The organism is Qipengyuania intermedia (assembly GCF_019711615.1).
GTDB lineage: Bacteria > Pseudomonadota > Alphaproteobacteria > Sphingomonadales > Sphingomonadaceae > Qipengyuania > Qipengyuania intermedia.
On the sequence record NZ_JAIGNS010000001.1, the window covers coordinates 129,285 to 156,238 of the forward strand.

Consider the following 26,954-nt stretch of genomic DNA (forward strand, 5'->3'; position numbering starts at 1 on the left):
GAATACGCGTTCCGGCGTATCGCGTGATACGGCTTGACGCAACCGGCCATGCGAATAAGCCACAGGGTCATGGATCTACCCCCTTCCCCGCTCGCCCGGCCCTTTCCCGACATGCCGCCGATTGCCGGTGCAGAGCTGCGCGTGGCCCGCGCCCGCTACAAGGAATGGGACCGCGCCGACCTCACCCTTGCCACGCTGGCCCCAGGCACGAGCGTCGCAGGGGTCTTTACCAGCAGCGCCTGCGCATCGAGCGAGGTCGAACTTGGGCGCGAGCAGGTGAAACTCGGCCAGGCACGCGCGCTGGTGGTGAATGCGGGCAATTCCAACGCCTTCACCGGAATTCGCGGCCGCGAGGCTGTCGAACAGATCATGGCGCAGGTCGCCGAGGCTCTCGACTGCAAGCCGAGCGAAGTGCTGGTTTCCTCCACCGGGGTAATCGGAGTGCCCCTGCCCAAGGACAGAGCTCGTGAAGGCATCGCTGCCGCCATCGATGCGCCGACCTGTGGGTGGGAAGAGGCAGCGCAGGCCATCGGTACGACGGACACCTTCACCAAGGGCGCCCATGCAGCAGCCATGCTCGGGGAAACGCGCGTGGAAATGTGCGGCATCATCAAGGGAAGCGGCATGATCGCGCCCGACATGGCGACGATGCTTGGCTACATCTTCACCGACGCGGCAGTCGCTCCGGCTTTCCTCCAGGAATTGCTGTCGAAGGCGAATACGGAAACGTTTTCCTGCATCACTGTCGACGGAGACACTTCCACCAGCGACACCATCCTTGCCTTTTCAACCGGCAAGGCAGGAAATGGCGAACTGTCGTCCTGGGACGATGCCGGCGCGGACGCTTTCTATGCCGCCTTGCTGTCAGTGTGTCGCGAACTGGCCCAGCTCGTCGTGCGCGATGGCGAAGGCGCACAGAAGTTCATCGAGATCGCCGTTAAGGGCGCAAAAAACGACGAAAGCGCCCGGCGGATCGCGCTATCCATAGCCAATTCGCCCTTGGTGAAGACCGCGATTGCAGGGGGAGATGCGAATTGGGGCCGCGTTGTCATGGCCGTCGGCAAGGCGGGTGAACCTGCCGACAGGGACCGCTTGTCGATCGGTTTCGGCGGCGTCTGGGCGGCCAGGGACGGTCAACCGCTGGCGAATTACGACGAGGCGCCGGTCGCGCGGCACCTGCAAGGCGACGACATCCGGATCGACGTCGACCTCGGCATTGGCGATGGGGAGGCTACCGTCTGGACCTGCGATCTCACGCATGGATATATCGCGATCAACGCGGATTACCGTTCTTGAAGGCCCTGGATCGGCAGATACGCGCGCTCATGGAAAGCGTTACGCAGGCCGCCATCCTGCCGCGCTTCCGCAACCTTGCCTCCGGCGATGTGGAGGACAAGGGCGGCAACGATCCCGTGACCATCGCCGATCGCGACGCCGAAAAGCTGCTGCGCGAAGGGCTTTTCGGCCTCGATCCAAACATTGCCTTCGTCGGGGAGGAAGCGGCGCATGATGATCCTGCAACGCTCGACCGGCTCGGCGACGACTGCTGGATTGTCGATCCGGTGGACGGAACGCGCAATTTCGCAGCCGGTCATGCGCCCTTCGGTGTGTTGATCGCGCGGGCAAGCGGCGGCTTCACCCAATCGGGGTGGATTTACGACTGCCTCAGCGGCCGCTTCTGCGCCGCCCATCGCGGAGAAGGCGCGTTCATCGACGGCGAGAAGGTGACGGCCAGGTCGTCGGGCCGGAAACCACCTGTCGCGGCGATTTCGCTCGTCTACATGGATGACGCACAGCGCGAAGCCACCAAGCGCCATATCGCGCCGAATTACGCGCTCGTCGACATTCCCTACTGCGCGGCCGAGCAATATCCGCGCCTCGCATTGGGCGAGAACGATGTGTCGATTTTCGAGCGGACGCTGGCGTGGGACCATGCGGCGGGCACGCTTTGGCTCGAAGAAGCGGGCGGAAAAGCGGCACGCCCGGATGGATCGGCCTACCGGGTCGACGAACATGGCCGCAAGGGCCTGATCGGCGCGGCCAGCCCCGCCTTGTGGGATGATCTGGCCCGTCTCTATGCCGAAATGTGACGGTGATCTGACCATCCCCGACAATCGATGACTTCAAGGACGGGTTTCAAATAGCGCACCTTCAATCTACATTCGCAAGGCAGCCATCGAAGGATTGTTCGTGACCCTAGGCAATGCTCCCAATTCCGGCGACGACGCCGAAGCGCACGATGCAGGCGCAGATGCGCCGGTCGAGCCGCAGGCGGCGGAGGAGCGTTACACCAACCGCGAACTGTCCTGGCTTAGCTTCAACCGGCGCGTGCTCGCGGAGAGTGAGAACGAACGCTACCCGCTTCTCGAACGCCTCCGCTTCCTCTCCATTTCCGGCAGCAATCTGGACGAGTTCACCACCGTCAGGATTGCGGGCCTCGAGGGACAGGTCCAGCGCGGTATCGAAACGACAGGTATCGACGGTCTCAGCCCCCGGCAGCAGCTCGACGCTATCCGCGAACAGGTTCTTGCGCTGGAGGATCGCCAGCAGGAAAGCCTTGAGGTCCTGCGCGACCTGCTCGCCAGCGAAGGCATACTTATCGTTACGGTCGAGCAGCTGGATCGCAAGGCGCAATCCTGGCTCAAGGACTATTTCACGACCGACATCCTGCCGCTGATCACTCCACAGGCGATCGACCCGTCGCACCCCTTCCCCTTCGTTGCGAGCGGCGGCATGGGCGTACTCTTCCGCCTCAAGCGCGGCAAGCGCAAGGGCGAACTGGTCGAAATGGTGCTCATCCCCTCGGGCGTGCCGCGCTTCGTCCGCGTGCCGGGCGAATTGGCGATCTATGTAGCGATCGAGCAGCTGGTGACGCAGTTCGCCGACCAGCTCTTTCCCGGTTTCAAGATCCTGGGGGACGGCGTGTTCCGGGTGCTGCGCGACAGCGATATCGAGGTCGAGGACGAGGCAGAGGACCTCGTGCGTTATTTCCGCACCGCCATCCAGCGGCGACGCCGTGGCCGCGCGGTCATGCTGGAACTCGACGACGAATGCGATGCCTCGGCCGAAGCGCTCTTGCGTGAGCACTTTGATGTCGATGCCGCCATGATCGTCAAAACCGGAGGCATGCTGGGGCTTCACGACCTGTCGTCGATCTGCAACGAGCCACGCCCCGACCTCAAGTTCACACCCTTTTCCCCGCGCTATCCCGAACGCGTGCTGGCCCATGACGGCGATTGCTTTTCCGCGATCCGGGAAAAGGACATCGTAATCCACCACCCTTATGAAAGTTTCGAAGTGGTGGTCGATTTCCTGCACCAGGCTGCGGTCGATCCAAGCGTGGTCTCGATCAAGCAGACCCTCTACCGCGCCGGCGACCAGTCGCCCGTGATCGCCGCCCTTGTCGAGGCCGCGCAGAACGGGAAGGCCGTGACAGCAGTGGTCGAGCTGAAGGCGCGTTTCGACGAGGAGCGGAACCTGCGCTGGGCCAACGAGCTTGAACGGGCAGGCGTCCAGGTCATCTACGGTTTCACCGAATGGAAGACCCACGCCAAGGTCAGCCTCGTCGTCCGCCGCGAAGAGGACGGATACCGCACCTACTGCCACTTCGGGACCGGAAACTATCACCCGGTCAATGCGCGCATCTATACCGACCTCAGCTATTTTACCGCCGATGCCGCCCTTGGCCGCGATGCCGCCAAGATGTTCAACTTCATCACCGGCTATATCGAGCCGGACGCCCTCGAAAAAATCGCCGTGTCGCCCATCGGCATGCGCCAGAAGCTCTACGATCTGATCGACGTGGAAATTGCCAATGCCAAAGCGGGCAAGCCGTCGGGCATCTGGGTGAAGATGAATTCGATCACCAATCGCGAGTTGATCGACAAGCTCTACGAGGCGAGCCAGGCCGGCGTGGAAATCCGCATGGTCGTGCGCGGTATCTGCTCGCTGCGTCCGGGCATTCCGGGCATGAGCGAGAATATCAGCGTGAAATCGATTATCGGGCGGTTCCTCGAACACGGGCGCCTGTGGGCCTTCGCCAACGGCAAGGAGCTCCCAAGCCGACAGGCAAAGGTCTACCTCACCAGTGCCGACGCCATGAGCCGCAATCTCGATCGGCGGGTGGAGGTGCTCGTGCCGGTCACCAACAAGACCGTGCACGACCAGCTTCTCGGCCAGGTCATGCTCGCCAACATCCTCGATACCGAACAGAGCTGGAGCCTCGATTCCAGCGGCCAGTACCAGCGGATGCGCAAGGGCGAGGACGGGTTCAACTGCCACGAATACTTCATGTCGAACCCCTCGCTATCGGGTCGAGGATCGGCACTGCAAAGCCATGAAGTGCCGCGCCTGACGCTGAGCGGAGCGCGCAAATGACGTCTGTGAAGTCGCGCAGCGCGAAATGGCAGCGGCGCCTTATCCACCCGCCGCGCGCCGTCATCGATATCGGATCCAACACGGTGCGCCTGGTTCTCTATGAAGGCACCGCACGCGCGCCCGAAACCGTGTGGAACGAGAAGGTCGCCGCGCGGCTGGGACGCGACCTGTCCGAAACGGGGCGCATACCGGACGAGGCAATGGACGAGGCGCTCGCCGCGCTCGAACGCTACGCGTTGATCATCCAGGACCGCGGTATCGACAACGTCCAGACCGTGGCTACCGCCGCTGCCCGCGATGCCGACAACGGTGCGGAGTTCCTGTCGCGCGTCGAAGCGCTCGGCCTGTCGCCGCGCCTGCTTTCAGGTGAAGAAGAGGCCTGCGCATCGGCCTTCGGCGCGATCGGCGCCTTCCCCGGGACACACGGCATGGTCGCAGACCTGGGCGGCGGCAGTCTCGAACTGGTGTCCATCGGCGAAGGCGAATGCAAGGACGCGGTCAGCCTTCCTTTCGGCACCCTGCGCCTGCCTGCGCAACGCGCGGCAGCGGACGATTTCGGCGCGAGCGTACATGACGCGCTGTCGGGTGTCGGCTGGGCGTCGAACCACGGCGGGCCGCTGTACATGATCGGCGGTACCTGGCGCGCGCTTGCGCACTACGCCATGCGCGACAGCGACTATCCACTGACCGATCCGCACGGCTTTTGCCTTTCGGTCGAGGACGCCCAGAAACTGGCGGACGATCTCGTCGGCGCCGATCCAGAAGAACTGGTTCAAATCTCCGGAATTTCGGAGATGCGCGCCAACTATCTGCCAGATGCGGCTGCGCTTCTACGTCCTCTGCTCGATGAACTGAAGCCGGAGCAGCTGGTCTTTTCCAGCTGGGGTATCCGCGAAGGCCTGCTCTTCAGCCAGCTGTCCGACATCACCCGCTCGCTCGATCCCTTGCTGGCGGGCGTCCACGCTTTTGCCGAGCCGCGCGACGCCCCGATCGTCGATGCAACCCGCATCGTGGGCTGGACCGTCGATCTCGCCAACGGCGAAGGAAAGCGCAATGAACGCATCCGGCTTGCCGCTGCGCAACTTGCGCTCGCACTGCAGCGTGTCGAGCCGAACATGCGCGTCAACCACGCCACCGAGTGGGCGCTGGACAAGCGCTGGATCGATTGCGACGCGCGCGACCGCGCCATGATGTGTGCCGCGCTCTTCGGCAGCCTCGGCAAGACCGCGCTACCGGAAAAGCTGCGGGTGCTGGCAAGCGACGACGATCTGCGCGAAGGCGTGACCTGGGGCCTCGGCTTCAGGCTGGCCCGCAGATTGGGAGCCGGTGCGCGCACCGCGCTCGCCTCGAGCCGCCTACGCTTGAAGAAGAAATCTCTCGTGCTCTACCTCGACAACAGCCGCGCAGCGCTGGCCACGTGGCCGCTGACCAAGGACTTCGAGATCCTGGCCGAATGGCTGGACCGCAAGCCCAAGATCAAGACCGGTGAATTTCACTTCGAGGACGACCTCGAAGAAGAGGATGAAGAAGAGTAGGCCCTAATCCGCCGTCGCAGGTGCGGCGAGCGGGAAGAAGGGAATGCGAACCTCGAAGGGCGAGCCGTCTTCGCGGTGGAAAGTGTAGAACCCTTCCATCGATCCGAAAGCCGTTTCGAGCGGGCAACCGGATACGTAATCGTGGCTTGCGCCGGGAGCGAGCGAAGGCTGTTCGCCGACCACGCCTTCGCCATCGACATGCGCGACCATTCCGCGCGCATCGGTGATGCGCCAGTGGCGGGTCTTGAGCTGGACGGTTTCGTGCGAGCCGTTCTCGATCCGGATGTGATAGACCCAGAACCACTTGTCCGCATCTGGCTGGGACTGTTCCGGGAGGAAATTCACGGCGACCCGGACGGTGATCCCGTCGGTCGTTGCGGCGTGTTGAAATAGCTCCTTGATCACAGTCACAAGTTAGGAATTGTCGAGCGCTGGACAAGGTTCCAAGAGCCTCGAAACGGCATTTATCCGCCGTTTTTTGCTCCGAGCACGCCCTGCACTCCAAAATTATTCCGAGCTGCTGCCTGCTCCTTGCCCGAAGAGCCTATGGTTAACATCGGTTTACCGCGGTTCGCGACAAACTCTTAGCAAGGCCCGCTCTATCCCGGACCGTGACGAATTCGACGACCGGGGAAACAGGGATGCGTAACCGTATCGGGACATTTCTGAAGCGCCTGAGAAAAGACGTCTCGGGCAATATCCTGCTCATGGCAGGAGCCGGAACCACGGCCCTCATCGGTGCGGCCGGGATCAGCGTCGACACTGTCCAGTGGTATCTCTGGAAGCGCCAGATGCAGCAGGCGGTCGACACGGGCGCAGTCGCAGGCGCACTCGCCATGTCGTTCGGCCGCGATCACAATGCTGCGGTCAATAGCGAAGTCGGACGTACGGCCAACACCTCGCATACCATCGAGCTTGTCTCCACTCCGCCCACCTCTGGCGCATGGAGCGGTGACGCCGGAGCCATCGAGGTGGTCGCCACGACGAGCCAGGTCCTCGCGTTTTCGTCGATCTTCCTCGACACGCCTCCGACCATCCGAACGCGCGCTGTCGCGACGGCGGTGGCCACGGGTAACCCTTGCGTGCGCGCCCTTGCAACCGACGGCACCGGGATCGAAGTTTTCGGTAGCGCGCTGGTAAACCTTGGCTGCCCGGTTTCTTCCAATTCGCCGGGCGGCGTTTCGGTCGATCTGGGCGGTTCGAGCTATCTCGACACCAACCTGGTCCTGAGCGTCGGGGGCATCGATTACGGCAGCGGCAATGTCCCTTCGGACGCCGCGCTGGTCTCCTACGGCCTGCCGGTCGAGGATCCGCTCGCCGACCGTAACCTGACCTGGCACAACGACTGTCCGCAGAACAACTTCCGCGTCCGTCCGAGCGACACGCTTACGCTCAACCCGTGCCGCTACAACAACGGGCTGCGCATTGCCGGGACGGCCTATTTCAATCCCGGTGTATACGTAATCCACGGCGGCACCCTTACGGTAAACTCAGGCGCAGTATTGCGGATGGCCCCGGGCACGACTGGCGGTGTAACCATAGTCCTCACCGGAAGTAGCCCCAATACAGTCGCAACGCTGTCCATCAACGGCGGCGCCGACATCGACCTCAAGGCGCAAACAATGGCCGAGGATCCCCTGTGGGGCGGCATCCTTTTTTACCAGGATCGCATCTCGTCCGACCTCAACAATACGATTAACGGCGGGTCGAACATCAACCTGCACGGCGCGATCTATTTCCCCACCAGCGACCTGACCTACAACGGCGATTCGGCGCAAACCGCCCAATGTCTGCTGATCGTAACCAACCGGGTAAGCTTCGGCGGTGCAAACAATATCGACAACAATTGCGATCCCGATCTCACCGCCATGAACACCGCCGCATTCACCATCCGGGTAGTGGAGTAAGCCATGCTGTTCCATTTCTTCCGCAAGTTACGCTACGACATTTCGGGCGTCGGCTTTGTCGAGCTGGCCCTGACCGCACCGCTCCTCGCGCTCATGTTCCTAGGTATGACCGACCTGTCGATCATCGTGGCCTCGCGCATCGATCTTGAACAGGCGGCGCAGCGCACCACGGACCTCGCCCTCGCCAAGCGCCCGACCAGCACCGACACCAGTTACCTGGTGGCCGAAGCGATGGCCGCCAGCGGTAGGCCCGCCAGCGATGTGACGGTCACTTACATCCTCGAGTGCAACGGCACCGTGATGAGCAGCTTCAACGACACGTGTGCGGCCGGCGAAGTGCCCAAGCGCTTCGTCAGCGTTTCGATCGTTGAGCCGGTTGCCACCGGGTTCAACTGGCGCGGTCTTGCCGGAATGTTTACCGGAGAAGTCGCCGCCTACGAAGGTACGACCGTCACCGGTGACAGCATCGTGAGGCTGCAATGAAAACCCTCGCCAAGAACCTTCGCCGCGATGATGCAGGCTCCTTCGGGGTCGAATTCGCCATCGCCCTGCCGGTGCTGATCGCGCTGATGATCGGCATCCTGAACTTCGGCCTGGTGTTCAATGCCAACGGCTCGATGCGCAACGCGATGGGCGAAGGCCTGCGCTATGCCAAGGTCGAGCGCACCGCGAGCGATGCGGACGTAATCTCGGTAACGAGGCAGTCGCTTGTCGGAGTGGCTCCGAATGCCGTTCAGACCCTCACGTTCAATCGCGGCACTGCGAACAATACGGAGACCGGCACGATGACCATGTCGATCGTCATCCAGCCGATCATTCCCTTCGCGCCTCTGCCGCCGATCACGTTGACGCAGACGAAGTCGATCTACCTTCCGACCTGAGCGGTCAGGGCTTGCCGCCCTTCAGATAGGTCTCGATCTGCTCAAGGCGCTCCTTCCCGAACCACATTTCATCGCCGATGAAGAAGGTCGGGATGCCGAAAGCGCCGCGGTCCACGGCGGACTGGGTGTTGTCCGCCAGCTTCTGTTTTACGACCGGATCCTGTGCTGCCTGGAGAAAGCGTGAGGCATCGAAGCCGCCCTCTTCCAGCACGCCGCCAACCGCATCGACTTCGCTGCAATCGATGTTCCTTTCCCACACGGCGGGCTGGAACAGGTCGACCAGCCGCTGCATCTCGTCCTGGTCGCTCGACGCCACGAGTATCCGCTGGAGCAGGACGGTGTTGAACGGCAAGTCCGGGTGCATCCGGAAAGCCGATAGCTTGTGCCGGTCGATGAACCGCTGAAATTCGAGCGCGGCGTAAGGGACTTTGCCCTTCACATTGGCATCGCGCATCATCGGCGGGGAATTGCCCGTCAGCTTGTGCATCCCGCCAAGAAAGACCGGCGTGACCTTCAGGCTCGCCCCGGTTCGCGCGATGATTTCCTTGAGCGGATACCAGGCGAGGTAACCGTTGGGTGCCCCAAGATCGAGGATGAATTCGACAGTCTTGCTCATAGCCCGGCAGCCTTCAAAGCCTGGTCGAGGTCTTCCTTGATATCCTCGACGTCCTCAAGTCCGACATTGATCCGCAGCAGTCCCTCGGTGACGCCCATCTCGTCGCGAGCCTCCTGCGACATGCCGGCATGGGTGGTGCTGGCCGGGTGACACATCAGGCTGCGCGCATCGCCGATATTGTTGGAGATGTCGACCAGCCGGAGCGCGTCGAGGACGGCGAAAGCAGTCTGGCGGTCACCGACGTCAAAGGCAAAAATCGGGCCGGTTGCGCTCATCTGCCTCATTGCCAGCTCGTGGCGCGGGTGGCTTGGGAGGCCGGGATGCAGCATCTTCGGCACCCGCGCTTCTATGGCCTTGCCAAGCTCCACGGCGTTTTCGCTTTGGCGATGTGCCCTGAGACCTAGTGTTTCGAGCCCCTTGAGCACGACCCAGGCGTTGAATGGAGCGCAATTGGGGCCGGTGTTGCGCTGGAACGGCAGCAGGACTTCGTCGATCCATTCCTGCGATCCGCAGACCGCCCCGGCGAGCACCCTGCCCTGGCCGTCCATCAGCTTTGTCGCGCTATAGGCCACAACGTCCGCCCCGAAATCCATGGGCCGCTGGAGTGCGCTGGTGGCAAAGGCGTTGTCGACGACAGTCGTGATCCCGTGCGCACGCGCGACTTCGCAGACATGGGCGAGATCGACCACATCGAGCGTGGGGTTTGCGGGCGTCTCGAAAAAGAATACCTTGGTGTTCGGCCGGATGGCCGCTTCCCATGCATCGTCATCAGCGCTGTCGACGACGGTGGTCTCGATGCCGAACCGCGGGAGGAGATGATCGAGCAGCCAGCGGCACGAGCCGAAAGCTGCACGCGCACCGACAACGTGGTCGCCAGCCGAGACCTGGCACAACAGCGCAGTCGTCATTGCTGCCATCCCGCTCGCCTGCGCGCGGCAGGCTTCGGCGCCTTCCATGAGCGCGATGCGTTCTTCGAGCATGGCGACCGTCGGGTTCTGCAGGCGGGAATAGGTCATCCCGTCCGCCTCGCCCGCGAAACGATCGGCCACGGTCTGCGCGTTATCGTAGGTATAGCCCGAGGTCAGGAACAGGGCTTCGCTCGTCTCGCCATGTTCGCTGCGCCAGGTGCCGCCACGCACGGCCTGGGTGGCAGGGCGCCAGGTGGAGGTGATCGAGCGGTCGGTTCCGGTGGTTTTCTTCATCGCTCGCGGGATAGCACGCGCATGGCCTGCCGCAAGCGGGTCAGCCTTCGAGAGCGAAAAGCCCCGCTTTGGCGATCTCGTCGCGGCCGATGGCCCTGAGCATCTGTGCGCCCTCGATCACCGTGAGGACTGCGCGCGCCCCTTTAAGCGGATCGGGATCACCTTCTGGCAGATGATCGATGACCCACTCCATCAACTGGTCCATGATCCGGCCCGCTGCATCGAGATAGGCGGAATTGCCACCAGCGCATCCCGCCACGATGTCCCACCACACCCGCAGGAAGGGTTCAAACCCGGCTTGGCCCGTAATCTCGAATACCGCCTCGGCGCAGGCGCGGCGCGAGGGCGATCGTTCGGCGGGAAAATGGCTATCGAGCGCGAGTGTGAACTGCATCGCGAGGTGATCCAGCAAGGCCGTGATCAGCTGTTCCTTGCTGCCGAAATGATAGAGCAGCATCCGGTCGCTCGTGTTCGCAGATTTGGCAAGCGGACGAAGAGAAAGGCCGCCGAGCCCGTGCCGGAGGACATGGGCGGCAAGCGCAGGGAGCAAGGTTTCCCGGGACATCCTGACGGCGTTCATGCGCGGCTTGTAGCGGGTGCTACACACAGCTACAAGTGTAGCGCCTGCTACAAACGACTCGGAGATTGCCAGTGTCCGCCTTCGAAATCCCCGCCGCTGCCGGTCTCGCATCGGCCTTGCTCGCCCTCGGTTACGTCCTTGCCGGTTCCCCGAAGGTCGGCAGCGCCATCCTGGCGGCGGCACTGGCAGCTGGGTTCGGCGCGTTCACCGCCGTCACGATCGCGAACGAAGGCGTCCTGCTTGTCTGGACCAACCACACCCAGAACCTGTGGGGCGTCCAGGTCTGGTGGGACCTGCTTTGCGCAGTCGTGCTGGCAGTCTTCCTGATCGCGCCTCGCGCACGCACCGCCGGGATGAGGATGATCCCTTGGATTCTCTTCGTTGCTGCCACGGCAAGCATCGGACTATTGGCGATGGTCGCACGCCTTTTCTGGCTCGAAGCACGCGCGGAAAAATGATGCGGGTTGCGGCGCGCTTCGCCGCTGCCTAAGCCAGCGCGTGATGACGCGCGCACCCGAGCAGCCCCTGGATCCTTTCGGCTGGTGCGTGGCGCTGGCCCTCGGCTTCTGGCTTCTCATCCTGTGGAACCTGGCCATCCCCAGCACTCCCTACTTCGACGAAGTGCATTACGTACCCGCCGCGCGCGAGTTGCTGATGCTGGAGCAGTTCAACAACCGAGAGCATCCTTTGTTCGGCAAGGAGATAATCGCGCTTGGAATAGCAGTCCTCGGCGACAATTCGTGGGGCTGGCGCATCTTTCCCTCGCTGGCAGGGATGTTGGCCCTGTTTGCCTCGATGCGCGCGGTGTGGTTCGCGACGGTAAGCCGGTTCGCCACCATCACGTCAGGTATCCTCCTCGCCACCGGATTCCACCTCTTTGTCCATTCGCGCATCGCCATGCTCGACATCTTCATGATTGCCGCCCTGGCAACCGCCTTCTGGCAGCTGGCTGGCGCAATGCGCGAACCGGAGACTGGCCGGTGGAGGCTGGCGCTGGCGGGGATCGCCCTCGGCCTTGCGCTGGCGAGCAAATGGAATGCCGTCCCCGTCGCCATGGTGCCGGGCCTCGCCTTCCTCGCGCTGCGCTGGAAAGCCGGACGAAGGCGCCTGGTGCTGTCGCGCCGCGGCATGCCCGTGCCCGGAATTACTCTCGCAGAGGCATTCCTCTGGCTCGGGCTAGTACCGCTGGCGGCGTACTGGATCACTTTCTGGCCCGGATATCTGTTCGGGGTGAACGGCATCGAGAAGGGCATATTCGCGCATCACCGCCTCATGCTCGACCTCCAGACACAGGTCCTGACCATGCACCCGTACGAATCCACCTGGCCGGAATGGATGCTGAATCTGCGGGCGATCTGGTATCTTTACGAAGAGGTCGACCAGGCACAGCGCGGCGTCATGCTGGTCGGCAATCCGCTAACCATGCTGCTCGGAGTGCCCGCAATCGTCTGGTGCGCGCTGCGCGGCGTAATGCATCGCCAGCCCGCTCATGGCGCGATTGCACTGCTCTATGCAGTCAGCCTCGGCCTGTGGTTTTTCGCCCAGAAGTCCACACAGTTCTATTACCACTACTTCCTGCCGAGCAGCTTCCTGCTCGTCGCCCTCGCCATCACGCTCGACGATTTGTGGAAGGCAGGGTGGCGAAATCTGGCAGTGGCTGTGCCAGCCGCAAGCGTATTGCTGTTTGCATTCTTCTATCCGATCCTTGCTGCAGAACCGCTGGAGGGGCCCGACAGCTTCGCCGTCTGGACGTGGATCGAAAGCTGGCGGTAACGTCCTAGTATCGGCCCCAGACGAAGCGGCTCGACAGGGCGTAATTCCAGACCGACGCAATGGCGATGCCGATCAGGGCCGCCAGCATTTCGTGGAACCCGCGCTGGAACAGCATCGTCGCGATGGACACGTTAGCCACCGCCCCTACCGAACAAGCCGCAACGAAGCTGGCCCAGCCGCGCAGAAGGTCGCCCACCCTTCTGATGCGCCGGTCGCGGTAAGTAAGGAAATTGTTGAGCCAGAAATTGAAGGTCATCGCCCCGAGCGTTGCGACGGCCTGGCTCCATGCGAAGTTGGCCCCTGCGAAGATCAGGAACAGGTAGAGAATGGCCATGTGGACCAGGACACCCAGCGCGCCCACGGTCCCGAAAAGCGCGAAACGCGTGGGAACGAACTTGCCAAAAGTCTTGTCATAGAGGCCGGCAAGAAAATCCAGAGCGATCGCCCGGTCGAGCTTGCTTTCACCAGAGCGTCGGGCGGCGAAATCCAGCGGGAATTCCTCGACGTCGAGCGGTTTCTCGGAGGTTGCGAGCAGGTCCAGCAGGATTTTGAACCCGATCCCCGAAAGGCCCGGTACCAGCCTGAGTGCGGTCTCCGTCGGCAAGAGGAAATAGCCGCTCAAAGGGTCGGTAAGCTTTACGCCTGTCAGCTTGCGCGCGAGCGCGTTGGCGAGGCTGGACAATTGCTCCCTGTCCGGACGGCCCCAGTCTTCCGTGCTCGCCCCTTTCGCAAACCTGCTGGCCACCGCGACCTGCGCCCTGCCGGATCGCACCGCTTCGAGCATCGGGGCAAGCAGCTTGGGATCGTGCTGGTGATCGGCATCCATCACGGCGCAATAGGGTGCGGCGGTTGCGCAAAAGCCCTCTATTGCCGCGCTGGACAGCCCTCGCCGCCCGATACGCTGGATGACGCGAACGCGATGGTCGGCCCGAGCGATCCGCCGCGCTTCCTCGGCAGTCCCGTCGGAGGAATTGTCGTCCACGACCAGGACTTCCCATCCGGTATCGCCCAGCGCTCGGTCGATCCGCTCGACAAGCGGCGCGAGATTGTCGCGCTCGTTCAGCGTCGGGAGGATGATCGCCAGCTGAAGACTGCCTTGGGATCCGGTTGGGTTCATGACGCGACCCTTGCGGAGGGTGCAGCAATTCTCAAGCGATTGCTTGCAGTTGTCTCACGATTGCATCGCCGATTTCCTGCGTGCCCGCATTACCGCCGAGATCGGCGCCGCGGACTTCGCTGGAAAGGCTCGCAGCAACTGCACGTTCGATCCGGTTGGCATCCGCATCGCGGCCAAGCGAGTGTCGTAGCAGCATTGCAAGGCTCAGGATCGAAGCGACCGGATTGGCCTTGCCCTGCCCTGCGATATCCGGAGCACTGCCATGGATCGGCTCGTAGAGGCCGAACGTACCGAATTCCGTCGTGCGCTCGCCCAGGCTGGCGCTCGCAAGCAGGCCGATAGATCCGACACACGCGCTGGCCTGATCGGATAGGATATCGCCGAAGAGGTTACCCGTCACGATTACGTCGAACTGGCCCGGGCTGCGCACCAGCTGCATCGCGGCATTGTCGACATACATGTGGTCGAGCTCGACATCCGGATACTCGCCAGCCAGTTCGATGACGGTTTCCCGCCAGATCCGGCTGGTTTCGAGCACGTTAGCCTTGTCGACGCTGGTCAGTTTCTTGCGACGTTTCTGCGCGGCGCGAAAGGCACTGTGGGCGATGCGGCGGACTTCGGCTTCGTTATAGGACATATCGTCCCAGCCTTCCCTGCCGCCTGCGCTGTCACGCTCCCCCTTGTCGCCGAAATAGACGTCGCCGTTCAGCTCGCGCACCACGAGAAGATCGATTCCGCGCGCCAGTTCGGGCTTGAGCGGGGAGAGGTCTTCCAAGCCGGGAAAACCGGCAGCGGGGCGCAGATTGGCGAACAGCCCCAGCTCGCTCCGCAAGCCAAGGATCGCCTGCTCGGGACGATGTTCGCGCGGGAGCGTGTCGCATTCCGGATCGCCAACGGCACCGAACAGGACTGCATCCGCAGCACGTGCCATCTCCAGCGTTTCGGCGGGAAGCGGATGGCCTTGGCGTTTGTAGGCGATACCGCCTACGTCACCTTCGAACAGGGTGAGCTGCGGCAGCGCCAGCGCATCGAGCACCTTGAGCGCCTCGCGCGTGACTTCGGGCCCGATGCCGTCACCCGGCAATATCGCAATTTTCATGTCTCGATCCGCCCCAGACGCTGCCTCAGTACAGTCCTAGCGGCTAGAACGTCGGCGCGTGTGTCGGCAAGGAGATAGCGCGCTATGAGGCCCTCCGAACGGTCGAGAATTTCCAAGGCCTCGCCAAGCCCCGCTATCTCGGGCCGCTGGCCGCCGTATCCGAGCTCGCGCAGGAGAAGCACTTCATAGCTGGCGAGCGCTGGCGCCCAGCCGCGGGCGGAGGGCGCGTTGCAGATCGCGTCGAGCAAGGCGACGAGCGCGTGGTAAAGGCTAGGATAGGCGTTGCGCTCCGGCAGGGCCGAAGCCGTCAAGGCGCAGGTCCAGGCAATGGCCGATGCCGGGAGCGGCTCCGTAAGCCAGGGCCCGCGGCTTTGCGATAGCTCCAGCCGGGCGAAGGGCAACTGGCTGTCGGACTTCGCGCGAATTTCCGCTTCGACGAGATTTCCCGGAATGACCACGGGGCGCAGCTGACGCCCCCTGCCGCCTGCAACATAGGCAGCCACCACGCCGCTTTCTTCGGTCAGCAGACGCGCAATAACCGCCGTCTCGCCGTGCGGACGGGCGGCAATGACTATCGCTGGCGCGGAAAGGTGCATTTTCGCCCCCTACCCCAAGGCAGGGGCGAGCGTCACTTGTGCTTGGCTTCGAGCGCGGCGATCCGCTCTGCCAGCTTGTCGCATTCTTCGCGGGCACGAGCCGCCATCGCCTTGACCGTGTCGAATTCCTCGCGCGTGACGAAATCCATTCCGCCGAAAGCTTCCTTGGCGCGCTCGCGTGCGCTTTCACGCGCTTCGCGGGTCATGCCCGCAAGCGTGCCTGCCGCCGAATTGGCGAGTTTGACGAAGTCGGCGATCATGGGGTTCTGGCTTTGCATGACTGGTATCTAGGCGCGAAAGTCCCGCGCTTCAATTGCCGATGCGCACGCGCTCCGAACCGCCCGATACAGCACCGCCATCAGCGTCGGGATTGAGCTGGAGAAACTGCCAGTTGAGGACGGTCGCGAAGAGCACCCATGCGAGATAGGGCAGTAGCAGGATCGCCGCCAGCTGCCTGACTTTCCAGAACAGTGCGATGACGATCAGCAGCGTCACATCGATCGCGATCAATACCGCGAGCGCAAAGGTGAGCTCCTTCATGCCGAAAAACACCGGCGTCCAAGCCAAGTTGAGCAGGAAATGCACGACGAACGCCGTCAGCGCGATGCCGCGTCCGCGCGCACCCCAGGCAGCGCAGACGAGCGCGACCGCAAGGCCGATCATCACGTAAAGGATGGTCCAGACGATGCCGAAGGTTGCAGGCGGCGGGTAGATTCCAGGCTTTTCGAGCGCCTGGAACCAGTAGCTGTCGGGTCCGCCAAGCTGTCCGGACAGAAAGCCGAGCAATACGCACAGCGGCACCGTGAACAGCGCCCAGCGAATGAAACTTGCGCGCAATTGTCCGCGCGAAGCCAATACGTTCATCGAAAACCCCCACAGGCGATTCGTTTGTTTACCTTGTGACCACCACGACACCTGCTGGCAACACGAGGCCGTGAACCATGCCGGATCGGGACGGTTCTAGCGGATCGACACGGATATTTAGCTGGCGGCGCCGTTGCCGGCATCGGGCGGCGGCGGCGGAACCACAGGATTTCTCAGATGCGGGGAATTGGTCAGAAAGCGTTCGCTGCTCTCGGGTGAGCCGACCACCAATATGGGGGCCTCGCCACATGCCGCGCGCAGCTTACGCTCGGCTTCGGGCGAGATATAGGCAGAGGGAGGGCCGCCCCAACTCATCGCTTCGCCGAGCCGCGCCCGCGTCTGGCCTCCGACGCGATCGACGAGGATGTAATATCCCTCATCGTCGCGATCAAGGCCGATCTCGGCGTGGAAGAATGCCAGCTTGTCGGCCTCGCCGTCGCCCTCGGTGGCCCAGAAACAGCCGTCGCGCAGTTCCACCTTGCCTGCCAGCAGCGCCTCGTTTTGCGCGCCCGTGCGCGCCGAGGATGCGGGCCATATGCGGATACCCTCGCTTGCCGCTTCGGACACCGGAGGCAGGTTCATCGCAGGGACGAACGACCAGGAGATATGGCTGGGAACATCCCAGCGGTTTTGCGTGGTCCACGACCGGAACTCGCTCTCGGTCATGCCGACATCGAGATGCGTCACGACGCCGTCAGGTCCTTTTCCGTCGAGCCCAGCACCAAGGAGCAAGTTTCCGGCTTCGAGCCGTTCGAACCAGCTTTGCCCGACAGCCTTCGCGTCTGGCGGCATCGGCCCTGTCGGGTTGCGGCGGACATAGCTTTCGCCTTCCAACCGCGTTTGCTTCATCAGCTCGGCGTAATCGGGCGTCGGAGCATCGACCTGCGTTGCATAGTCGCGATCGGCAGGTGCGGTGGAGCTGTCATCCTGCTGAGGTGCGCAGGCGACCAGCATTACAGCAAGGGGGAGCAGATATCGCATGGCGCATTCCTGCTCAGGCTTGGCTGACACCCGGCTGAACGCGGGATCAGCGCATCAGGACAAGCTCTTCCGCCATGGTCGGATGGATTGCCGTCGTCGCGTCGAAATCCGCCTTCGTCAGACCCGCCTTCACCGCGATCGCTGCCGCCTGCATCATTTCGGGCGCTTCGGGCGCGATCATGTGGATGCCGACGATCTTCCCGCTGTCGCCATCGCAAACCATCTTCATGAGGCTGCGCTCGTTGCGACCGGCGAGTACGTTCTTCATCGGCCGGAAATCGGACAGGTAGACCTTGACCGAGCCCAGCTTGTTCTTCGCTTCACCCTCGGTCATGCCAACCGCGGCAATCGGCGGATGGCTGAATACGGCGCTGGGGATGCAGCTGTGATCGACCGCAACCGGATCGCCGCCTCCGAAGACGGTATCGGCAAATGCCTGGCCTTCGCGAATGGCAACCGGTGTCAATTGGACGCGGTCGGTAACGTCGCCCACGGCATAGATGTGATCGACATTGGTCTTGCTGAAGCGGTCGACCTTGATCTCGCCGCCATCGCCGAGCTCGACGCCGACCGCGTCGAGGCCCAGACCTTCGGTGTTCGGAAGTCGGCCGACTGCGAACATCACAAGATCCGCGTGCTCTTCCTCGCAGTCGGACAATTTGACGAAATAGCCGCCGTCTTCGCACGGCTTGATGTATTCGAACGTGGTGTTGAAGCGGAAGCTGATCCCCTTCATCGTCGAGATCTGGAGCAAGCGGTCGCGCACCGCTTCGTCATAGCTGCGAAGTAGCCTGTCACCGCGATTGACGATGTCGACCTTGCAGCCGAATTCGTTGAAGATACCGGCGAACTCATTGGCGATGTAACCGCCACCTGCGATGATCACCTTCTTTGGCAACTCGTCGAGATGGAATGCCTCGTTCGAACTGATGGCATGCTCGGCACCCTGGCATTCCGGCATGCGCGGGCGCGCGCCGGTTGCGATCAGGATGTACCTGGCAGTTACCTTCTTTCCGCTCGCGAGGGTAACCTCGTGCGGACCGGTGATCTCCGCGCGTTCGTGGAAGATCGTGACATCGTGGTTTTCGAGCGTTTCAGTGTAGGCGCCCTCCAGCCTGTCGACATCGGCCAGCACATTGTCGCGCAGCGTCTTCCAGTCGAACTTCTTGCCTTCGATCTCCCAGCCAAATTTCTGGCAGTCCTCGAGGTCTTCGGCGAAATGCGCGCCGTAGACGAGCATCTTCTTCGGGACGCAGCCGCGAATGACGCAGGTTCCGCCGACCCGGTGTTCCTCGGCGATCGCGACCTTCGCGCCATGTGCCGCCGACACGCGGCTGGCACGCACCCCGCCGGAGCCCGCGCCGATGGTGAAGAGGTCGTAATCGTATTCGGTATCGGCCATCCGGCGCTCCTGTCAGCTTTGCGCGTGTCTCTCGCCAACAGTGAGCGCGATGGCAAGTTCCGAGTTAACTTACGCCGCGAGACTGGTGGCGGTTACGGTTGCGATTGCGATTTCCGCCGGGGCGGCCACCGCGCGACTTGTCCCCGCCTGGCGCACCATCGCGCTTGGGCGCACCGGCCCGGTTGGGATGCTTGTTCTTGGGCTTCGGCTTCTTGGCAGCGGCGTTGCCGGTCGGGCGAACCTTGGGCTTCGCCATGCGCTGCCCGGGGGCCGCGCGCTTGGTCGGCCCGACGCCTTCGACGACAGCGCGGAAGTTGTCAGGGAGCGGCAGCCGCTCGAACTCGGCGTCGGTCTTCTTGCGAATGTCCTTGAGGTAATCGCGTTCGTCCTCGGCGCAGAAGGCAATCGCTACGCCATCGCGGCCTGCGCGCGCGGTACGGCCGATGCGGTGGACGTATTGCTCCGGCACGTTGGGCAATTCGTAATTGATGACATGGCTCACGCCCGGAATGTCGATCCCGCGTGCGGCCACGTCGGTCGCGATGAGGATCGGCGTCTTGGCGCGCTTGAATTCATCGAGCGCGCGTTCGCGCTGCGGCTGGCTCTTGTTGCCGTGGATAGCGTTTGCGGGAATGCCGACCTGCGAAAGCTTCTTCACGACACGGTCGCAACCATGCTTGGTGCGCGCAAAGATAAGCACACGCTCGAACTTGCCAGGGACGCTATGGCGTTCAGACAGGATCATCTCGAGCAAGGTCTGCTTTTCGTCCTGTTGCACCATGAAGAGATACTGATCGATGCGTTCTGCCGTCGTGCTTTCTGGCGTTACGCTGACCTTGACCGGATTGCGGCAATATTTGCCGACCAGTTCCTGGATTTGCTTGGGCATGGTTGCCGAGAAGAACAGCGTCTGGCGATCTTCCGGCACAAGCTGGCTGATACGGCGCAGTGCGTGGATGAAGCCGAGGTCCAGCATCTGGTCGGCTTCGTCGAGGACGAGGATTTCGACGCCGTCGAGCTTGAATGCCTTCTGATCGATCAGGTCGAGCAGGCGGCCCGGAGTGGCGACAAGAATGTCGGTGCCGCGGTGCAGCTTGTTGCGGTCCTTGTTGACCGAGGTGCCGCCGACGATGGAGTGAACCTTGAGACCGGCGAGCGCTCCGTAATCTTTCGCGCTGTCGGCAATCTGGCCTGCCAGTTCGCGCGTCGGCGCAAGCACCAGCATGCGGCAGGACTTGAACGGCGTCTGTTTGTCGGCTTCGCGCAGCCGGTCGATGCTGGGCAGCATGAAAGCTGCGGTTTTGCCGGTGCCGGTCTGGGCGATGCCCATCAGGTCGCGGCCTTCCAGGACGGGCGGAATGGCCTGTGCCTGGATCGGCGTCGGCTCGGAATAGCCCTTGAGGTCCAGCGCCTGGAGGACGGGCTGGGAAAGGCCGAGATCGGTGAATTTTGTCATGAGTACTCGCAATAGATGCGGCGCGCAGACGGATTGGTCGCGCGGCGCGGGTGTCAAACGACCCGCGTGAAAAGGGAAGTCATTGGAAAAAGACCGAGGCGCGGCCGGGGCGATGAATGTCTCTCAAATCGCCGCTTCACGCTGGCTAGCGCGCTTCGATGGGCCTCATGTGGATGCTGCGCCGCACAAAGTCAATGAAACTTACGTCAGATCGCGCTGACGGTGTAGGCCAGGAAGCCGACATAGGCCGCCAGCAGCAGGCCGCCCTCACGCCTCCCCAGCCGTCCGCCCGTCCACGAAAACACGATAGCCGCAATCGCCGCCAGCAGCAGGATATAGAGATCGCCCGTCAGGATACTGTTCGGTATTGGACCCGGCGCGACAAGACCCGTAACCCCGCCGATGAAGAAGATGTTGTAGATGTTCGAGCCAAGCACGTTGCCGAGCGCGATATCGCTTTCCTTGCGCAACGCGGCAATGACGGTGGTGGCCAGTTCCGGCGCGGATGTCCCGGCAGCAACGATGGTCAGTCCGATGACCGTATCGGAAACTCCCAGCGCACTAGCGATTTCAATGGCTCCGTCGACGAGGACCGTGCCGCCGGCGACGATCAGGACGATCCCGACGAGGAAGAAGGCGACCGATTTCACCAGTCCCTTGCGGTCGGGTCGCGGGTGATCGTGCAGTCCGGGATCGGCGTGTTCAGCAGCAGCCGTTCGCTGGCTTGCCGCCTGCAACTGGTGGCCCGTTCGCTCCTGGTGATAAGCGAATACGATATAGGCGGTGAGCGCCAGCAACATTCCTGTGCCAGCAACCCGGTCCAGACCGATGGAGTTGCCCGCGAGCAATAGCACGACGACCCCGGCCAAACCGACCATACCGTCGCGCCACAGGACGCTGCCGCGCACGGCGATCGGCGAAATGAGCGCTGCCGCTCCGAGAATGAGCAGGGTGTTTGCGAGGTTGGACCCGACGATATTGCCGAGCGCAATACCTGGCGATCCGGCAAGCGCTGCCTGGACGCTTGCCGCGAGTTCCGGCGTACTTGTCCCCATCCCCACGATCACGAGGCCGACCAGCATAGGCGAAAGGCCCATCTCCTCCGCTAGGCGCGACGCACCGCGGACGAGCAATTCGCCACCGCCTACTAATAGGGCGAAACCAAGCAGCAGAAGCAGGATGGAGGTCGTCACTCGGCGAGGCCCGCGGCTTCCAGCAGCGCTTCGGTGCTGGCGTCGAACTCCTCGCCGCCTTGCTCGATCGCCTTGGCCATTTGCTTGCCCAGTTCGACGCCGAACTGGTCGAAGGGATTGATGCCCATTAGGACGGCGCTGGCAAAGGTACGGTGTTCGTGAAACGCGATCAGGGCACCCAGGGTTGCGGCATCCAGATCGTCACACAGGATCGTCGCGCTCGGCCGGTCGCCCGGATAATTGCGCGCCGGATCTTCGCCCTTCTTGCCCGCCATCAGGGCAGCCCCTTGTGCGAAGCAATTCATCAGCAGGATGCGATGATGCGCCGGATCGAGATCGTCTCCCGGCGCCGCGCTGGCGATGAAATCGACCGGGATGAGGTGTGTACCCTGGTGCAGCAACTGGAAGACCGCGTGCTGCGCATCGGTGCCCACACCGCCCCATGTAATCGGCGCGGTCGGGCCGTCTACGGGCTGCATGTCTGCGGTGACGCGCTTGCCGTTGCTCTCCATTTCCAGTTGCTGGAGATAGTCGGGAAACAGGCCGAGCCGTTCGTCATAGGCGAAGACCGCCCTCGTCTGGCATCCGCGGACGCGCGTGTAATAGAGATCGGCGAAAGCAGCGCGCAGCACGAGGTTTTCGCGTCCGTCGGTATCGCGGAAATGCGCATCGACTGCCGCAGCGCCTGCCAGCATCTCGCGAAAATCGTCCATGCCGACCGCCAGCGCGATGGGGAAACCGATCGACGACCAGATCGAATAGCGCCCGCCGACGCTTTCCTGGAATGGCAGGATGCGTGTTTCGTCGACGCCCCATTCCACGGCGCCTTCGGGGTTCGCGGTAAGCGCGATCACCCTGCCCGACGGATCGGAAACGCCATTGTCCGACAGCCATTTCAGCGCGCTCTGCGCATTGGTCATCGTCTCGATCGTGGTGAAGGTCTTGCTGGCGACAGCAATGAGCGTCTTGGCGGGATCGCATTTCGCGAATGCCGCTTCCAGCGCGACGCCATCGATGTTCGAGACGACATGCACATCGCACAGCGACAGGTCGCGGCTGAGGGCATCGACGCCCAGCGCCGGGCCAAGGGCACTTCCCCCGATCCCGATATGGATGAGATGGGCGATTTCGCCGAAAGCGCCCTGGTGGATGGCTTCGACCAGCATGCCCATCCGGTCGATCAGGGCAGCCGCTTCTTCGACCTTTGCCGGGTCGCCGACACCGCGCAGGGTTGAGTGGTCTGCCGCACGACCTTCAGTCGGATTGACCACCTCGCCGGCGAACAGTTTTTCGCGCTGGCCAGCGAAATCCATGGTGTCGGCAAGCGCCTCGAACCGGTCGAGCACGGCCCGGTCGAGATGGGTCTTGGACCAGTCGAACAGGATGCCGCCCGGTGCCATCGGGTCTTCCGCCCGATCTGCAGCCAGTTCCAGCCGCCCGGACAGCATGGCAACGCGCTCTGCACCGCCCGGCTCGTCTGCCCCCTCGCCCCCGTCGCGCACCGCGCTGAAGAGTTCGAGCAGGGTCGGTTGGGGCAGGTCGCGCAATTCGCCCCACAGGTCGGCGGCAGTCTTTGGCATGGCTTGGCAAAAGTCCTTTCGTGACGGTGTTAGTGCGACTAGGGAATGCCGCGATGATTGAGAACCCCGCAAAGAGCGAAACCGGCGCGGATACGAATGTGACCGACACGAAAAAGGACGAGGAAAGCTGGGGCAGCTTCCTCAAGTTCTGCCTCAAGCTGGTCCTTGCGGTCCTGCTGTTCCGCACGCTGATCGCCAGCTTCTTCACGATCCCGTCCGAAAGCATGCTTCCGGGCCTCAGGATCGGCGATTACCTCGTCGCTGCGAAATGGCCTTACGGCTATAACGAAAATTCGCTGCCGCTGGGCCTCCCCGGCCCCAAGGATCGCATTTTCGGCAGCCTGCCCGAGCGGGGCGACGTCGTGATCTTCAAGCACCCGGTCGACCGTACCGATTATGTGAAGCGCGCAATCGGCCTGCCCGGCGACACGATTGCGATGCGTGACGGCCAGCTGATCCTGAATGGGCAACCGGTCCAGCGTGAAGAGGCGGGTTATGCCGACATCCCGATGAGCTCGAACACCGCCTGTCGTGCGGATGGCGGCGTGGTGATCGACAACCTGTGCCGCTATCGCCAGTTCCGCGAGACGCTGCCTTCGGGCAAGAGTTACATGACCATCGATTTCGGCAATGTCGGCGCGCGTCCGCTCAGCGATACCAACGGCCAGTTGATGGTCGATGCCAATGGTCGCCCGGTCATGATCGATCCGGACAACACGGCGCCCTTCGTCGTGCCCGCAGGCAAGATCTTCGTCATGGGCGACAATCGCGACAATTCGCTCGACAGCCGCTATCCTGCCGTCGGCGGCCAGGGCGTCGGCATCATCGACGAGGAACTGCTCGTCGGGCGCGCTGGCATAGTCCTGTGGTCGACCGATGGCAGTGCCGAATGGATGCTGCCCTGGACATGGTTCACGGCTGCACGCTGGGACCGGATTGGAGAAGGCATTTGAGCGGTCTCGACCCAGAAGCGCGCGCATGGCTCGAAGCGACCGGCTTTTCGGTCGACGACGAAGCGATGTGGCGTGCGGCGTTGACCCACGGCAGCATGGGCGAAAAGCGCGATTACGAACGCCTCGAATTCCTTGGCGACCGTGTCCTTGGCCTGTCCATTGCGCATTGGCTGTTCGAACAGAGCGAGGCACCCGAAGGCAAGCTCGCCCAACGCCTAAACGCCATTGTCAGCCGTGAGATGTGCGCGACGATCGCACGAGGGATCGGCCTATCGGACCATATCCGCATTTCGAAGCAGGCACGTGCGGACGGCGGCAGGGACAGCGACAATATCCTCGGTGATGTGATGGAATCGCTCCTTGGCGCGCAATTCATCGATAACGGGTTCGAGGAAGCGCGAAAGCTCGTCCACCTTCTGTGGCGCCCGGCCCTCGAAAGCGGCGCTGGTGAAAGCAAGCATCCCAAGAGCGCTTTGCAGGAATGGGCCGCAGGGTGCCGGCGCAAGCCGCCGGAATACGAGGTCATTGACCGGTCGGGCCCCGATCATGCGGCTAAATTCACCGTCCGCGTGAAAGTCCACAAGGTCGGCGAAGCGGAAGCCATAGCCGGCAGCAAGGGCGAAGCCGAAAAGGCCGCCGCAAAAGCATTCATGGAGAAATACGCGTGAGCGAGACCAGCCAGACCCGCTGCGGCGTCGTCGCCGTGATCGGCGCCCCCAATGCGGGCAAATCGACCCTCGTGAACCAGCTCGTGGGGCAAAAGGTCGCCATCACCAGCGCCAAGGCGCAGACAACCCGTGCGCGGATGATGGGCATTGCCCTGCATGACGAGACACAGATGATCCTGGTCGATACGCCCGGTATTTTCGCACCAAAGCGCCGCCTCGACCGCGCGATGGTCAACGCCGCCTGGGAAGGCGCGGAGGCCGCCGATGCGATCCTGCTGCTGGTCGATCCGATCAAGCAGCGCCGCCACGAACTCGACCCGCTGATCGAGCAGATCGCATCGCGTCCGGAGCGCAAGATCCTCGTCCTGAACAAGGTCGACCGCGCGAAGAAGGAGCCGCTGCTGGCGCTGGCTCAGGAGCTAAACGAAAAGGTTCAGTTCGAGACGGTCTACTTCGTTTCCGCCCTCACCGGCGACGGCGTGCCCGAAATGAAGGCAGCGCTTGCCGATATGATGCCCGAGGGCCCTTGGCATTATCCCGAGGACCAGGTCAGCGACGCCAGCGAACGTTTGCTCGCCACCGAGATCACGCGCGAACAGCTGTACCAGCAGCTACACGAGGAGCTCCCCTACGACAGCGCCGTGCGCCCGGAGAAATACATCCAGCGGCCCGATGGCAGCGTGGAGATCCACCAGCAGATCGTGGTGATGCGCGATAACCAGCGGGCCATCGTTCTCGGCAAGGGTGGCAGCCGCATCAAGGCGATAGGCCAGGCTGCGCGCGAAGAGCTTTCGGAATTGCTAGGGCAGAAGGTCCATCTCTTCCTGCACGTAAAGACCGACGAACGCTGGAGCGAGGACAAGGAAATGTTCGAGGAAATGGGCCTCGACTGGACCCGCTAGGATGCTTCCCGGATGAACTGGCTCGACATCCTCCCGCATCTCGGCGCAGCGATCGCCGTCGGGTTGATGATCGGGCTGGAGCGCGGATGGAAGCTGCGTGAAGCCCAGGACGGGCACAGGGTTGCCGGTATCCGTACCTTCACCCTGCTTGCGCTCGCCGCAGGGCTTTCGGGAGTTCTGTCTGCCATCGCTTACGAAATCGCCGCGGGCGTCCTGCTTGCGGGTGCTGCGGCCGTTATTGCCATCGGCTATTCGCGTTCGGTGCTGGACAACGGCAAGCCCGATGCGACGTCTGCAGTCGCGGCCATGGTCACGCTTGGGCTCGGGTTCCTGGCTGGTATCGGCCAAGGGGCACTTGCAGTGGCAGGCGGCGCCCTCGTCACCCTGCTGCTCGCGCTGAGGAACGACGTGCATCGCTGGGTCGGCCTGCTCGATGAAGACGATATCAAGGCCTTCGCGCGCTATGCCGTGATCGCCCTTGCGGTGTTTCCGTTCCTGCCGGACGGTCGCTTCGGTCCCTATGATGCGTGGGAGCCGCGCAATCTCTGGCTGGTGGTCATCATCGTCACGGGCTTTTCCTTTGCCGGTTACGTGGCGAACCGCCTGTTCGGGGCACGGCGCGGCACGATCGCCACCGCGGTGATCGGCGGTCTATACAGCTCGACCGCAGTCACCCACTCGTTTTCGCAGAAGATCGGCGCAGGCTCTGGCGGCGGCGCCGAAAACGCCGGTATCGCCCTTGCCAGTGCAGTGATGTACCTGCGCGTGATCGTGCTTGTCGGGGTCCTTGCCACAAGCCTGCTTCCGCATTTCGTGATCGTTGTCGCACCTGCCCTGCTGGTCGGCTTTGCCGTGGCCTGGCGTCTTTACCGCAATGCTCCGTCGACGACCGGCCCCGCCCCGCCGGGTAATCCGATCGCATTGCTGCCTGCCCTGACGTTCGTCACCTTCGTTGCCGTTGCCGCCGTTGCAGCGCGATGGGCGCAGGAGGAGTTCGGCGAACAGGGAATAGCGATCTTGCTGCTGCTCATGGGCAGCATGGACGTGGACGCGGCAATCGTGACTGCAGGCGGCTTGGAACCCGGCACGATCGCTCCCCAGCTGGCCGCCCTGGCAGTCGCCGGGACAATCCTCGCCAACATGTCGGTGAAGCTGGGCGTGACGCTTGTGTACGGCAAACGGCAAGCCCGCCCGGCTGCATGGGCGCTGGGGGCAAGCATGGTCGCCTTGGCGGCCAGTCTCGTAGTCGGATATCTCCGGCTCTAGTCGAGA

General features: G+C 63.0%; 27 protein-coding genes. 13 read left to right on the forward strand and 14 right to left on the reverse strand.

Annotation, left to right across the window (positions count from 1 at the left end):
* Positions 1-69 precede the first annotated feature (69 nt).
* From argJ to K3179_RS00560, 4 genes are all read left to right on the forward strand, one after another.
* Positions 70-1,296, forward strand: coding sequence for a bifunctional glutamate N-acetyltransferase/amino-acid acetyltransferase ArgJ (argJ, locus tag K3179_RS00545; RefSeq protein ID WP_221562004.1), 1,227 nt, complete (start codon positions 70-72; stop codon positions 1,294-1,296).
* Positions 1,293-2,090 (forward strand): inositol monophosphatase family protein, encoded by a 798-nt coding sequence (locus K3179_RS00550; protein ID WP_425594726.1) that lies wholly within the window; start codon positions 1,293-1,295, stop codon positions 2,088-2,090. The genes argJ and K3179_RS00550 overlap by 4 nt, the downstream gene beginning before the upstream one ends.
* 100 nt (positions 2,091-2,190) lie before the next feature.
* Positions 2,191-4,377, forward strand: coding sequence for an RNA degradosome polyphosphate kinase (locus tag K3179_RS00555; RefSeq protein ID WP_221562005.1), 2,187 nt, complete (start codon positions 2,191-2,193; stop codon positions 4,375-4,377).
* Positions 4,374-5,912, forward strand: a complete 1,539-nt coding sequence (locus K3179_RS00560) for a Ppx/GppA family phosphatase (protein ID WP_221562006.1) — start codon at positions 4,374-4,376, stop codon at positions 5,910-5,912. The genes K3179_RS00555 and K3179_RS00560 overlap by 4 nt, the downstream gene beginning before the upstream one ends.
* 3 nt (positions 5,913-5,915) lie before the next feature.
* Here K3179_RS00560 and apaG read toward each other — a convergent pair whose 3' ends face one another.
* Positions 5,916-6,314 carry a Co2+/Mg2+ efflux protein ApaG gene (gene apaG / locus K3179_RS00565; RefSeq protein ID WP_090482842.1) on the reverse strand — a complete coding sequence of 133 codons (399 nt, stop codon included), beginning with the start codon at positions 6,312-6,314 and terminating at the stop codon, positions 5,916-5,918.
* 239 nt (positions 6,315-6,553) lie between these two features.
* On the opposite strand from apaG, the gene K3179_RS00570 reads away from it, so the two are divergent.
* Genes K3179_RS00570 through K3179_RS00580 form a run of 3 tightly spaced genes read left to right on the forward strand, consistent with a single transcriptional unit; the run spans position 6,554 to position 8,700 of the window.
* Positions 6,554-7,819 carry a TadE/TadG family type IV pilus assembly protein gene (locus K3179_RS00570; protein WP_221562007.1) on the forward strand — a complete coding sequence of 422 codons (1,266 nt, stop codon included), beginning with the start codon at positions 6,554-6,556 and terminating at the stop codon, positions 7,817-7,819.
* Positions 7,820-7,822: 3 nt separating this feature from the next.
* Positions 7,823-8,302, forward strand: a complete 480-nt coding sequence (locus tag K3179_RS00575) for a TadE/TadG family type IV pilus assembly protein (RefSeq protein ID WP_221562008.1) — start codon at positions 7,823-7,825, stop codon at positions 8,300-8,302.
* Positions 8,299-8,700, forward strand: a complete 402-nt coding sequence (locus K3179_RS00580; protein WP_221562009.1) for a TadE/TadG family type IV pilus assembly protein — start codon at positions 8,299-8,301, stop codon at positions 8,698-8,700. Before K3179_RS00575 ends, K3179_RS00580 begins: the two co-directional genes overlap by 4 nt.
* A 4-nt stretch (positions 8,701-8,704) precedes the next feature.
* Here the strand turns inward: K3179_RS00580 and K3179_RS00585 are convergent, their stop codons facing one another.
* The 3 genes from K3179_RS00585 to K3179_RS00595 are packed head-to-tail and all read right to left on the reverse strand — an operon-like array spanning position 8,705 to position 11,098.
* Complete coding sequence (locus K3179_RS00585; RefSeq protein ID WP_221562010.1) at positions 8,705-9,316, reverse strand: 2-hydroxychromene-2-carboxylate isomerase; 612 nt, start codon at positions 9,314-9,316, stop codon at positions 8,705-8,707.
* Positions 9,313-10,518, reverse strand: coding sequence for a trans-sulfuration enzyme family protein (locus K3179_RS00590; RefSeq protein ID WP_221562011.1), 1,206 nt, complete (start codon positions 10,516-10,518; stop codon positions 9,313-9,315). The genes K3179_RS00585 and K3179_RS00590 overlap by 4 nt, the downstream gene beginning before the upstream one ends.
* A 40-nt stretch (positions 10,519-10,558) precedes the next feature.
* Complete coding sequence (locus K3179_RS00595; protein WP_247712752.1) at positions 10,559-11,098, reverse strand: TetR/AcrR family transcriptional regulator; 540 nt, start codon at positions 11,096-11,098, stop codon at positions 10,559-10,561.
* A 71-nt stretch (positions 11,099-11,169) separates the two neighbouring features.
* Between K3179_RS00595 and K3179_RS00600 the strand changes: the two genes are divergently transcribed.
* Positions 11,170-11,556 (forward strand): hypothetical protein, encoded by a 387-nt coding sequence (locus tag K3179_RS00600; RefSeq protein WP_345721670.1) that lies wholly within the window; start codon positions 11,170-11,172, stop codon positions 11,554-11,556.
* Between the two features lie 43 nt (positions 11,557-11,599).
* Complete coding sequence (locus K3179_RS00605; RefSeq protein WP_221562012.1) at positions 11,600-12,871, forward strand: phospholipid carrier-dependent glycosyltransferase; 1,272 nt, start codon at positions 11,600-11,602, stop codon at positions 12,869-12,871.
* A gap of 4 nt (positions 12,872-12,875) precedes the next feature.
* On the opposite strand, the gene K3179_RS00610 is transcribed toward K3179_RS00605, so the two are convergent.
* The 10 genes from K3179_RS00610 to pgi all read right to left on the reverse strand — a co-directional run bounded on the left by K3179_RS00610 (position 12,876) and on the right by pgi (position 23,159).
* Positions 12,876-13,988: a glycosyltransferase gene (locus K3179_RS00610; RefSeq protein WP_221562013.1), complete on the reverse strand. Its 1,113-nt coding sequence runs from the start codon at positions 13,986-13,988 to the stop codon at positions 12,876-12,878.
* 31 nt (positions 13,989-14,019) lie between these two features.
* On the reverse strand, positions 14,020-15,087 hold the full coding sequence (gene leuB, locus K3179_RS00615; protein ID WP_221562014.1) for a 3-isopropylmalate dehydrogenase: 1,068 nt from the start codon (positions 15,085-15,087) through the stop codon (positions 14,020-14,022).
* Positions 15,084-15,683, reverse strand: coding sequence for a DNA repair protein RecO (recO, locus tag K3179_RS00620; protein ID WP_221562015.1), 600 nt, complete (start codon positions 15,681-15,683; stop codon positions 15,084-15,086). Before recO ends, leuB begins: the two co-directional genes overlap by 4 nt.
* A 32-nt stretch (positions 15,684-15,715) precedes the next feature.
* Positions 15,716-15,961, reverse strand: a complete 246-nt coding sequence (locus K3179_RS00625) for an accessory factor UbiK family protein (protein WP_090482686.1) — start codon at positions 15,959-15,961, stop codon at positions 15,716-15,718.
* Positions 15,962-15,992: 31 nt separating this feature from the next.
* Entirely contained in the window at positions 15,993-16,547 is a 555-nt protein-coding gene (locus tag K3179_RS00630) for a TspO/MBR family protein (protein ID WP_221562016.1), read from the reverse strand.
* Between the two features lie 117 nt (positions 16,548-16,664).
* Positions 16,665-17,528 (reverse strand): hypothetical protein, encoded by an 864-nt coding sequence (locus K3179_RS00635; RefSeq protein WP_221562017.1) that lies wholly within the window; start codon positions 17,526-17,528, stop codon positions 16,665-16,667.
* A gap of 46 nt (positions 17,529-17,574) precedes the next feature.
* A complete protein-coding gene (gene gorA / locus K3179_RS00640; RefSeq protein ID WP_221562018.1) occupies positions 17,575-18,930 on the reverse strand; it encodes a glutathione-disulfide reductase in 1,356 nt (451 codons plus the stop codon).
* 64 nt (positions 18,931-18,994) lie between these two features.
* Complete coding sequence (locus K3179_RS00645) at positions 18,995-20,386, reverse strand: DEAD/DEAH box helicase (RefSeq protein ID WP_221562019.1); 1,392 nt, start codon at positions 20,384-20,386, stop codon at positions 18,995-18,997.
* A gap of 206 nt (positions 20,387-20,592) precedes the next feature.
* Positions 20,593-21,579 carry a calcium/sodium antiporter gene (locus K3179_RS00650; protein ID WP_221562020.1) on the reverse strand — a complete coding sequence of 329 codons (987 nt, stop codon included), beginning with the start codon at positions 21,577-21,579 and terminating at the stop codon, positions 20,593-20,595.
* Positions 21,576-23,159, reverse strand: a complete 1,584-nt coding sequence (gene pgi, locus K3179_RS00655) for a glucose-6-phosphate isomerase (protein WP_221562021.1) — start codon at positions 23,157-23,159, stop codon at positions 21,576-21,578. The genes K3179_RS00650 and pgi overlap by 4 nt, the downstream gene beginning before the upstream one ends.
* 53 nt (positions 23,160-23,212) lie before the next feature.
* On the opposite strand from pgi, the gene lepB reads away from it, so the two are divergent.
* From lepB to K3179_RS00675, 4 genes are read left to right on the forward strand one after another with little or no spacing between them, the layout of a single operon-like run.
* On the forward strand, positions 23,213-24,112 hold the full coding sequence (gene lepB, locus K3179_RS00660) for a signal peptidase I (protein ID WP_221562022.1): 900 nt from the start codon (positions 23,213-23,215) through the stop codon (positions 24,110-24,112).
* Positions 24,109-24,780, forward strand: a complete 672-nt coding sequence (gene rnc / locus K3179_RS00665; protein WP_247712753.1) for a ribonuclease III — start codon at positions 24,109-24,111, stop codon at positions 24,778-24,780. Before lepB ends, rnc begins: the two co-directional genes overlap by 4 nt.
* Positions 24,777-25,682: a GTPase Era gene (era, locus tag K3179_RS00670; protein WP_221562023.1), complete on the forward strand. Its 906-nt coding sequence runs from the start codon at positions 24,777-24,779 to the stop codon at positions 25,680-25,682. The genes rnc and era overlap by 4 nt, the downstream gene beginning before the upstream one ends.
* 12 nt (positions 25,683-25,694) lie before the next feature.
* A complete protein-coding gene (locus K3179_RS00675; protein WP_221562024.1) occupies positions 25,695-26,948 on the forward strand; it encodes an MgtC/SapB family protein in 1,254 nt (417 codons plus the stop codon).
* Positions 26,949-26,954: the final 6 nt, after the last annotated feature.

Bases quoted from the DNA above. Each gene is read 5' to 3' on its own strand.
- pgi (WP_221562021.1), bottom strand. From the start codon at position 23,159: ATGCCAAAGACTGCCGCCGACCTGTGGGGCGAATTGCGCGACCTGCCC.
- leuB (WP_221562014.1), bottom strand. From the start codon at position 15,087: ATGAAAATTGCGATATTGCCGGGTGACGGCATCGGGCCCGAAGTCACG.
- gorA (WP_221562018.1), bottom strand. From the start codon at position 18,930: ATGGCCGATACCGAATACGATTACGACCTCTTCACCATCGGCGCGGGC.
- K3179_RS00560 (WP_221562006.1), top strand. From the start codon at position 4,374: ATGACGTCTGTGAAGTCGCGCAGCGCGAAATGGCAGCGGCGCCTTATC.
- K3179_RS00675 (WP_221562024.1), top strand. From the start codon at position 25,695: ATGAACTGGCTCGACATCCTCCCGCATCTCGGCGCAGCGATCGCCGTC.
- K3179_RS00645 (WP_221562019.1), bottom strand. From the start codon at position 20,386: ATGACAAAATTCACCGATCTCGGCCTTTCCCAGCCCGTCCTCCAGGCG.
- K3179_RS00590 (WP_221562011.1), bottom strand. From the start codon at position 10,518: ATGAAGAAAACCACCGGAACCGACCGCTCGATCACCTCCACCTGGCGC.
- K3179_RS00625 (WP_090482686.1), bottom strand. From the start codon at position 15,961: ATGCAAAGCCAGAACCCCATGATCGCCGACTTCGTCAAACTCGCCAAT.
- K3179_RS00580 (WP_221562009.1), top strand. From the start codon at position 8,299: ATGAAAACCCTCGCCAAGAACCTTCGCCGCGATGATGCAGGCTCCTTC.
- argJ (WP_221562004.1), top strand. From the start codon at position 70: ATGGATCTACCCCCTTCCCCGCTCGCCCGGCCCTTTCCCGACATGCCG.
- K3179_RS00610 (WP_221562013.1), bottom strand. From the start codon at position 13,988: ATGAACCCAACCGGATCCCAAGGCAGTCTTCAGCTGGCGATCATCCTC.
- recO (WP_221562015.1), bottom strand. From the start codon at position 15,683: ATGCACCTTTCCGCGCCAGCGATAGTCATTGCCGCCCGTCCGCACGGC.
- K3179_RS00585 (WP_221562010.1), bottom strand. From the start codon at position 9,316: ATGAGCAAGACTGTCGAATTCATCCTCGATCTTGGGGCACCCAACGGT.
- lepB (WP_221562022.1), top strand. From the start codon at position 23,213: ATGATTGAGAACCCCGCAAAGAGCGAAACCGGCGCGGATACGAATGTG.
- K3179_RS00575 (WP_221562008.1), top strand. From the start codon at position 7,823: ATGCTGTTCCATTTCTTCCGCAAGTTACGCTACGACATTTCGGGCGTC.
- K3179_RS00605 (WP_221562012.1), top strand. From the start codon at position 11,600: ATGACGCGCGCACCCGAGCAGCCCCTGGATCCTTTCGGCTGGTGCGTG.
- K3179_RS00570 (WP_221562007.1), top strand. From the start codon at position 6,554: ATGCGTAACCGTATCGGGACATTTCTGAAGCGCCTGAGAAAAGACGTC.
- K3179_RS00595 (WP_247712752.1), bottom strand. From the start codon at position 11,098: ATGAACGCCGTCAGGATGTCCCGGGAAACCTTGCTCCCTGCGCTTGCC.
- K3179_RS00635 (WP_221562017.1), bottom strand. From the start codon at position 17,528: ATGCGATATCTGCTCCCCCTTGCTGTAATGCTGGTCGCCTGCGCACCT.
- K3179_RS00630 (WP_221562016.1), bottom strand. From the start codon at position 16,547: ATGAACGTATTGGCTTCGCGCGGACAATTGCGCGCAAGTTTCATTCGC.